Here is an 8,354-nt window from a genome sequence, read left to right as displayed (position 1 = left end):
CCAGGACGGCCTCGGCGTCGAACCTGCGCATCAGGACGGCAGCCGCGCCGACGCGGTGGACCGCCATGGTGTAGTTCACCCCGGCGGCATGGTAGAGCGGTGCGGGGGAGAGGTACACGCTCGACCGGCTCATCCCGTACTTGTGGGTGAGCGCCAACTCCAGGACCGCCTGCGCCCACGAGCCGTTGCCGTCGGTCGGGAGGGGGCGGCGGACGGCCTTGGGCCGCCCCGTCGTGCCGGACGAGTACAGCATCTCCGACCCGTCCGCCACGGCCGGCGCGGCGCCGGCCACCGCCAGCGCGTCCTCGTACCCGTCCCACCCGGGCAGCTCGCCCCCCACCACGAGATGGACGGTGACGGCCGCGTTGGCCGCGCGGACGTGCTCGGCCAGATCGGGCATGCTGGCGTCGACGAACACGGCCTTGGCGTCGGAGTCGTCCAGGACGTAGGCGACCTCCTCCGGGGTGAAGTGGGTATTGACCGCGGTGTAGTAGAGACCGGAAAGCTGGCAGGCCCAGGTGATTTCGAGGAATTCGGGCCGGTTCGCCAGGACCAGGGCCACACCGTCGCCCGGGCGCAGCCCGGCGTCATGCAGCGCAGCGGCGACGCGCTGGCTGCGGGCATAGAGTTCGCCGAACGGGATCGCCCGGCCGTCGGCGATCAGGGCCGGCGACGAAGCGGCCGCGATCGCGTGATCGGCGAGATTCACCGGCGGCCCTAAGTGGCTGCGGCGCCGTCAGCCTGGGCGGCCGCCGCGGCCTGCCGCCGGGCGTGCTCGGACGGCAGCACCTTGTCCTTGAACACCGTCTGAATCAGCTGCTGCACATCCTTGCTGATCGAGGCAAGCGCGACGAGATCGTTGGAGCTCTGCCAGTGCACCCGCATGCCCATCAGCTCCCAGGCCCGCTTGAGGTTGGCCTTGGTGAGCATCAGCGTCGTCAACGGTGCCTGGGCGATGTGCCGGGCGATGGCCTCGACACGGTCGTCAAGCTGATCACGCGGGACGACCTCGTTGACCAGGCCGACCTCCAGCGCCTTTCTGGCGTCGATGACCTCGGCGGTGAACAGGTAGTACGCCGCACGGCGCCAGTTCATGAACACCCAAGGCTCGATGGAACATTCACCCGAGGGCATGCCGAATCCCTGCAGCGGCGGGTAGGAGAAGTAGGCGTCCTCAGCGGCGATGACGATGTCGGTGGTCAGACCCATATGGGTTCCGCCGCCGACGCAGTAGCCGTGCACTTGCGCGATCGTGGGCTTGGAGAACTCCCACAGGTTCAGGGTCGGCTTGACGAACAGGTCCGACTGCGCCTTCCACGGGTGGCCGGTCACCATGGCGTTCTCCACGAACGACGGGTAGTCAACCGCGTTGTTGCCGATGGCGTGGCCCGAGCAGAAGCCCTTGCCGTTGGCCTTGAGCACGAGCACCTTGATGTCGTAGTCGCGGTCGGCGTCCAGCAGCGCCGCGTCGACCTCTTCGGCAAGCTTCTGATCCTGGGCGTTCGCCTTCTCCGGCCAGTTCAGCGTGACCCGGGCTATGGGTCCCTCTTTTTGGTAGATGATTCTCTCGCGAGTCTCGTTGAGATCCATACGTGCTCACCTTTCGTTCAAGAAGTGATGACGCCGATTTCGGCGCCGATGTCGTAGGTGTTCCCGACCTGCCCCGTCCACCGCACGGTGCCCGACGCTCCCGCTTCGATTTCCTGTTCCACCTTTTCCGTGGCGATCACGTAGATCGGTGTGCCCGCCTCCACGTGCTGGCCGGCGTCGACGAGCAGGCCGGTCAGCTCGGCTTCCGAAACGGCCACCGAGACCCGCGGAATGCGAATGATGAAGTCAGCCATGCGCCCCCGCGCCCGTCTTTTCGAGGGTCCGCTGCGCGGCAGCGACGATCCGCTCGGGCGACGGGTACACCTGCGCCTCGAGCGCCGCCGCGGCCGGGTTGGGGACGAACCGGGCGGCCACCCGTTCGACGGGCGCGGCGAGTTCGGAGAACAACTCCGAGTGCAGGATCGCGGCGATTTCCGCTCCGGGACCGGCGAACTGGACGGCGTCGTGGACGATGACGGCCCGGCGGGTGCGGCGAGCCGAGTCGATGATGGTCTCGACGTCGAGTGGCACCAGGGTGCGCAGGTCGACGACCTCGGCGCTGACGCCCTGATCGTGCAGCATCGCCGCGGCGGCCAGCGCGTCGTGCACGCAGCGTCCGTAGCCGATCAGGCTCACGTCGGTGCCCGGCCGCTTGATGTCGGCCTGGCCCAACGGGATTGAAAACCCGGGCTCGACCGGGACGGGGCCCTTCTTGCCCTGGAGCCGGATCGTCTCGACGAACAGGCAGGGATCCGGGTCGAAGATCGCCGCCGTCAGGAGGCCCTTCCCGTCCCGCGGAGTGGAGGGCACGATCACCTTCATGCCGGGGATGTGCATGAACCATGCCTCCAGGCTTTGCGAGTGCGTCGCGCCGGTGGCCAGCCCGGCGTACACCTGGGTGCGGATGGTGAGCGGCGCCGTCGTGCGTCCGGCGGTCATGAAGCGCAACTTCGCCGCGTTGTTGATCAGCTGATCGGCGGCGATGCCGATGAAATCCATGATCATGATCTCGGCCACCGGCAGCAGGCCGTCGATGGCGGCGCCGATCGCCGCGCCGACGATCGCCGCCTCCGAGATCGGGGTGTCCAGCACCCGCTCGTGGCCATACTTCGTCGACAGCCCCGCGGTCGGACCGGACGCGCCGGGATCGGCGATGTCCTCACCGAGCAGGAAGACCCTGTCGTCGGCCGCCAGGGCCTGATCCAGCGCGAGGTTCAGCGCCTCGCGCATGGTCAGCTCTTGTTCTTGCGCGCTCATACCGGATACCCGATCGGGGTCGCGTACACGTCGGAGTCCAGCTCGTCGATCGACGGGCCGTCGGCGCCCATCACGGTGTGCAGCGCCGCTTCCACTGTCGCCGTTGCCTCATCGTCGATGCGGTCGAGCTCCTCGGAATTGCAAACGCCGGCCTCGACGAGGTGGTTGCGGAACCGGGGGACCGGGTCGGCTTGGATCGCGGCGGCCAACTGCTCCTTGGGGATGTAGGGCATCCGGTCGCCGAAGTAATGGCCGCGGAACCGGAACGTCACGCACTCGATGAAGGTGGGGCCTTCGCCGGAGCGGGCCCGCTGCAGTGCGTCGTCGAGCGCGGCTTTGACTGCCAGCGGGTCGTTGCCGTCGACGCGCACCCCGGGCATGCCGTAGCCCGCCGCCCGGTCGGCGACGTGTGCGAGCTTCATGGTGTCGACGGTCGGCGTCATTTCGGCGTACAGGTTGTTCTGGCAGACGAAGACCACCGGTAGGTCCCACAGCGCGGCCATGTTCGCCGCCTCGTGGAAGGACCCGGTGTTGGTGGCGCCGTCGCCGAAGCTGACCACCGTGACGCGATCGGAGCCCTTGCGTTTGGCGGCCATCGCCAGCCCCACCGCCACCGGGGGGCCGGCCCCGACGATGCCGGTCGAAAGCATTACGCCCTTATCGGGTTTGGCGATGTGCATGGTGCCACCCTTGCCGCGGCCCGCGCCGACGACGCGGCCCATCATCTCGCCGTAGATCTCTTCCAGTGGGACGCCCTTGCCGATGAGGTCGTGCAGACCGCGGTAGGTGGTCACCAGTTGGTCGTCGGGGCGCAATGCGACACCCATCGCGGCGGCGATGCCCTCCTGCCCGCGTGAGGGCCAGTACACGCACATGAACTCGCCGGTGCCAATGCCTTTGGACAGCCGATCGTCGGCGGCCTTCATCAGCACCATCAGCTCGTACAGGCGGCGCTCGACACCGGCGGCCCCGTCGCTCATGCGGTCACGCACCGGACCACGGCTTGACCTTCAGGAAGCCGCCCCCGTCGACGCGGAGTTGCTGCCCGGTGATGTACCGCGCCGCGTCGGAGGCGAGGAACAACACCGCCTCGCTGATGTCCTCGGGCTCGACGTACGGGATCGGCATCGCCTGCACGAGCGGGAAAACCGGTTCGGCGTCCTCGCGGGCGGGATCCTTCAGGTCCGGCCGGAAGGCGCGATACATCGGCGGGCTGTGCAGCATGTCGGTGTTGACGTTGGTGGGGTGCACCGCATTCATCCGGATGGAGAACCGGGCGAGCGCCAAGGCGAAGTCGTTGACATAGTGCGCCGCAGCCAATTTCGCGAAGGCATAGCCGGCCCCGCCGGGGCCACCGTCGATGCCCGTGGTGTTCATCGACGACATGAACGCGGCGTTGGACCCGATCACGATGATCGAGGCGCCGGCTTGCAGGTGCTTGAGGCTCGCGTGCACCAGATTCAGCACGCCGACCAGGTCCACGTCCACGGCGTCGGCGAAGGCCTGCGGCGGCAGGCCCGCGGTCAGGGGGCAGATGCCCGCGTTGGCGACGACGACGTCGAGATGGCCGAACTCGGCGACACCCTCGTCGATCGCCGCGGACAGGGCGGCGCGGTCGCGGACGTCGGCAACCGCGGTGAACGCGCGCTGCCCCTCCTTCTCGACCAACCGGGCCGTCTCGTCCAGGTCTTCGCGCCGGGCCAGGGGATATTCGTTGGTCTCGATGTCGGCGCACAGGTCCACCGCGATGATGTCCGCGCCCTCGGCGGCCAGCATCCGCGCATGCGAACGGCCTTGCCCGCGCGCGGCGCCACTGATCACGGCCACCTTGCCCGCTACCCTGCCCATCGCCCGTCCTTCGTCCGTGTGGCTATGCCGCGAACCACGTTGGTGCGCAACATTTTTGAGCGGTGCCGCGGGCGGCCGAGCGGAACCGGATCGGGCACCCGCGTGGCTGCTCTGGGAGACGGCGCGCGTTCACCGCGGGGTGGCGTCGGAATCGGGCCGACGGTCGGATCCATCGCATCTCTTCCACGAAAAACTGCGCTGACCTGCAGCGGGTCTACCGCTACGCCCTAGACTAGCTAGAATATCTAAAATAGCAAGGAATGGCGGTTCGACCGAGGGAGTTGGCGATGTCTGGCGTGCGCGGGGGTGTGCTCCAAGGGGTGCGGGTCGTCGAGTTGGCGTCGTGGACCTATGTGCCGTCGGCCGGTGCGGCCCTGTCGGACTGGGGTGCCGACGTGATCAAAGTCGAAGGCGTCGCCTCCGGCGATCCGGGACGCGCGCTGGTCGTCGGTGGGTTCACCCGGCAGGCGGCTCGCCCGGACGCCGACTTCATCCTCGAGTTGGGGAACCGCGGCAAGCGCAGCATCGCCGTCGACATCAAATCCGAGACGGGCCGGGAGCTGTTCGGCCGCCTGTTGGCGAGTGCCGATGTGTTCCTTACCAATTGGTTGCCCGGCGCACTCGAGCGGGCCCGGCTGACCGTCGACGACATCCGGTCGTTCAACCCGAGGATCATCATCGCGCGCGGCACCGGGCTGGGGGTGCGGGGCCCGGATCGGGATCGCGGAGGCTTCGACGCGGCCACCTACCTCGCGCGGGGCGGCGTCGCCTACACGCTCACGCCCTTCGGCACCGACACGCCCGCCGTGCAGGGTCCGGGGTTCGGCGACCTCCAGGGTGGCGCGACGCTCGCCGGCGGTGTCTGCGCCGCGCTGTTTCATCGCGAGCGCACCGGTGAGCCGACGATCGTCGACTCGTCGCTGCTGGCGCAGGCGATGTGGGCGATAGCGCCGTCCATCTCGGCGGCCGATTTCTTCGACATCGACGGGATCCCGGGCGCACCGCCCGGCTTGGCCATCAACCCGCTCGTCAACCGGTACAAGACCCGCGACGGCAGGTGGATCCAGTTGGTCTTCTTGCAACCGGACAAGTTCTGGTTGGGATTCTGCGAACGCATGGGCCTGGCGGAGCTGGCGACCGACGAGCGATTCGTCCCGTCGAGCAACCTGATAGCCAACGCCGCCGCGGCCACCGAGATCCTGACCAACGTCTTCGCCCGACACGACCTCGCGCACTGGCAGAAGGCGCTCGAGGACGAGCCCGGTGTGTGGGGCGCCCTGGCGACGCCGCGGGAGACCCTCAACGATCCGCAGGTCGAACCGAACGGATACGTGGTGACCAACGTCGACGACCACGGGGAGAAGTACCGGATCGTGGCGGCGCCCGTGCAGTTCGACGAAACGCCGCCGGCGCCGGCGCGCGCGCCCGAACACGGCCAGCACACCGAGGAGATCCTGCTCGAGCTCGACGTCGACTGGGACGACATCGCCAGGGCCAAGGACCTCGGGGCGATCCTGTGAGCCTCGCCGCTAGTCGACGAAAGGCGCTAACTGTGGGGACCAAAGTCATCGCCTGCCGATAACCCGGTGACCTGAGACGCCCGCAGTCGTACGTTCTGTGCAAAGGAGCACGGACATGACTGCATTCATGCGCGCGAGCGACGCGTTCACCTGGGCAATGGAAAGCGACCCACGGCTGCGATCGACCGTGGTCAGCGTCGTACTTCTGGACCGGTCGCCGGACTGGGACGAGGTGCGGAGACGATTCGACTTGATCAGCCGCAAACTGCCCATGTTCAGGCAGCGCGTGGTGCAGTCGCCCCCGCCGGCCCCGCCGCGCTGGGAGCACTACCGGGATTTCGACCTGGACTATCACCTGCGCCGAGCGAGCATTCCGGGACCAGGGACGCTCGACGACGTGCTCGAGATGGCGCGCGTGGCCGAGATGCAGGACTTCGACCGGGCTCGCGCGCTGTGGGAAACGACGTTCATCGACGGCCTGGCCAACGGGGGCGCGGCCCTGATCTGCAAGTTTCACCACGCGCTCACCGACGGGGTCGGGGGGGTGCAGATCGCGATGCACCTCTTCGACCTCTCCGAGGACCTGTCGCGCGTTGAACCCCTGCCGCCCGAGCCGGAGGCGGCGGAGTCGGGGCTGCTGGGTGGATATCGCGACGCCGCGCGCTACGACTCCGGCCTGCTGGGCACCGCCCTGACGGGCGCGGCGACCCGGGTCCCGCGGTTGATGTACGACGGCATTCGGCGGCCCGTCGACACCATCCGGTCCGCGGCGAACACCGCCGCTTCGGTCTACCGAACCGTCCGGCCGATAAACAGCCCCGGGTCGCCGTTGGCTACGGAACGGGGCCTGATCCGGCGGCTCGGGGTGCATCAGGTGGCGATGCGGCCGCTCCGGGAGGCCGCGCATCGTTGCGGTGGGGCGTTGAACGACGCATTCGTCGCGGGGGTGGCGGGTGGGCTGCGGCTCTACCACGAGAAGCACGGTGTCGCGGTCGGCGACTTGCACATCACGATGCCGATCAGCCTCCGGACCAAAGACGATGGCATGGGCGGGAACCGGATCACACTGATGCGCTTCGACGTGCCCGTCGGCGAGGCCGACCCGGCGAAGCGCATCCAAGCGATCCGGCAGCGCTCCGCGGCGGTGCGCAACGAAAGATCCCTGCCATACACGCAATTGATCGCCGGGATGCTCAATCTGGCGCCCCGGTGGTACATCGGCTCGGTCCTGCGCCACGTGGACTTCGTAGCGAGCGATGTGCCCGGCGTACCCGTACCGGTCTTCCTCGGCGGTGCCCCGGTGCGAGCGCAATACGCGTTCGGCCCCACCATCGGCTCCGCAGTCAACGTCACCCTTCTCACGTATGTCGACACGTGCGGGCTCGGCCTGAACGTCGACACCACCGCAATTCCGGACTACGACGTCTTCCACGACGCCATCGTCGGCGGCTTCGACGAATTACTCGCGTTGGCAACCTAATTCGCGGTAGCCGGATTGCAACACAATCCGGAATTCCTCCGGAGTCGTTGGTTAGCAGCCGATCCCGAAACGGTCACGGCCCGATATCAATCCCGGCGGCGCTCTGGCACAACGCGATCAATCGACAAATCATGGCACAGGGCGCCTTTGAGGTTTGCGGCCGCGACGATGCGTAGCGCAGGAATTCCTCGTCCGCTATTCAGTGGCGGATTCGTGACGGCGCCGCAGGAGGTATCCACAATATGACGGCGAACTGGGTCCCTGCCCAGACTTCGTGTGGCCCGAATTCCGGTCGCATCCTCGACACCGCGCGGGGCATACTCATCGGCTTGCGCCGGTGCCCGTCCGAAGCCGCCCTGGACGAATTGCACAGCGCGGCCTTGCGGCACAAAGTGCCGGTATTCGCGATGGCGTGGGCCCTGGTGCATTTGGCCGGCGATGGCGAGAAGACACCGAGCTTCACCGACGCGCAATCCGCGGCTCGGCACGAATGGGGACGTTTGTTCTCCTCCGCCGCAGTGACCTGTTGAGCGGGGATCGAGACGCAGGGACGGCCGAGCTTTCGAGGGGTAACCCGGCCGTCCCCAACCACAACGACGCAAAGGCGCGCGCGGAGGGTGGCGCTTTTGGGCTTCGGTTGCAGTGGCCGGCACGCGGGC

Annotated in this window: 9 protein-coding genes; 3 read left to right on the top strand and 6 right to left on the bottom strand. The window is 68.0% G+C overall.

Annotated features, from left to right (window positions below):
* The 6 genes from A9X05_RS01345 to A9X05_RS01320 all read right to left on the bottom strand — a co-directional run.
* On the bottom strand, positions 1-709 hold a 709-nt coding region (locus A9X05_RS01345; protein ID WP_156736184.1), incomplete at its 3' end, for an AMP-binding protein.
* Positions 710-717: 8 nt separating this feature from the next.
* Complete coding sequence (locus tag A9X05_RS01340) at positions 718-1,590, bottom strand: enoyl-CoA hydratase-related protein (RefSeq protein ID WP_067750253.1); 873 nt, start codon at positions 1,588-1,590, stop codon at positions 718-720.
* A 17-nt stretch (positions 1,591-1,607) separates the two neighbouring features.
* Entirely contained in the window at positions 1,608-1,844 is a 237-nt protein-coding gene (locus tag A9X05_RS01335) for a lipoyl domain-containing protein (protein ID WP_067750255.1), read from the bottom strand.
* The gene (locus A9X05_RS01330; RefSeq protein ID WP_067750257.1) at positions 1,837-2,847 is read right to left on the bottom strand and encodes an alpha-ketoacid dehydrogenase subunit beta; all 1,011 of its coding nucleotides are present in this window, start codon (positions 2,845-2,847) and stop codon (positions 1,837-1,839) included. Before A9X05_RS01330 ends, A9X05_RS01335 begins: the two co-directional genes overlap by 8 nt.
* Entirely contained in the window at positions 2,844-3,827 is a 984-nt protein-coding gene (locus tag A9X05_RS01325; RefSeq protein ID WP_067778637.1) for a thiamine pyrophosphate-dependent dehydrogenase E1 component subunit alpha, read from the bottom strand. Before A9X05_RS01325 ends, A9X05_RS01330 begins: the two co-directional genes overlap by 4 nt.
* Before the next feature lie 4 nt (positions 3,828-3,831).
* On the bottom strand, positions 3,832-4,695 hold the full coding sequence (locus A9X05_RS01320; RefSeq protein ID WP_067750259.1) for a mycofactocin-coupled SDR family oxidoreductase: 864 nt from the start codon (positions 4,693-4,695) through the stop codon (positions 3,832-3,834).
* A gap of 287 nt (positions 4,696-4,982) precedes the next feature.
* Between A9X05_RS01320 and A9X05_RS01315 the strand changes: the two genes are divergently transcribed.
* The 3 genes from A9X05_RS01315 (at position 4,983) to A9X05_RS01305 (ending at position 8,225) form a co-directional block, all read left to right on the top strand.
* Complete coding sequence (locus tag A9X05_RS01315; RefSeq protein ID WP_067778635.1) at positions 4,983-6,215, top strand: CaiB/BaiF CoA-transferase family protein; 1,233 nt, start codon at positions 4,983-4,985, stop codon at positions 6,213-6,215.
* A gap of 115 nt (positions 6,216-6,330) precedes the next feature.
* Positions 6,331-7,695, top strand: a complete 1,365-nt coding sequence (locus A9X05_RS01310; RefSeq protein ID WP_067778632.1) for a wax ester/triacylglycerol synthase domain-containing protein — start codon at positions 6,331-6,333, stop codon at positions 7,693-7,695.
* A gap of 242 nt (positions 7,696-7,937) precedes the next feature.
* A complete protein-coding gene (locus A9X05_RS01305) occupies positions 7,938-8,225 on the top strand; it encodes an ANTAR domain-containing protein (protein WP_067750263.1) in 288 nt (95 codons plus the stop codon).
* The last annotated feature ends 129 nt before the right edge of the window (positions 8,226-8,354 follow it).

Source organism: Mycobacterium sp. E3298, from assembly GCF_001666895.1.
Classification (GTDB): domain Bacteria; phylum Actinomycetota; class Actinomycetes; order Mycobacteriales; family Mycobacteriaceae; genus Mycobacterium.
This window is presented reverse-complemented; position numbering and strand designations above follow the sequence as displayed.